Source organism: Rahnella sp. PAMC25617 (assembly GCF_050606005.1).
GTDB lineage: Bacteria > Pseudomonadota > Gammaproteobacteria > Enterobacterales > Enterobacteriaceae > Rahnella > Rahnella variigena.
In genome coordinates this window covers 1-224 of record NZ_JBOCUM010000048.1, presented here as the reverse complement: position 1 = coordinate 224, position 224 = coordinate 1, and the positions used below count along the sequence as shown (strand labels likewise).

General features: G+C 56.2%; 1 pseudogene. It reads left to right on the top strand.

Annotated elements, in window-relative coordinates:
• Window positions 1-224 (top strand): annotated as a pseudogene (locus ACM615_RS23865) (acetolactate synthase 3 large subunit); the annotation flags it as partial.

Here is a 224-nt window from a genome sequence, read left to right as displayed (position 1 = left end):
TATTGGCTTCGTAAGTGCCGTCCAAACCTTGCTGGCGGCTAAAAAACCGGTGCTGTACGTCGGCGGCGGTGCGATCAACTCTGAGTGTGATGCTGAGTTGCTGCAGCTGGCAGAGAAACTGAATCTGCCGGTAACCAGTTCTCTGATGGGGCTGGGCGCTTTCCCTGGCACGCATCGTCAGAGCCTTGGCATGCTCGGTATGCACGGCACTTACGAAGCCAATA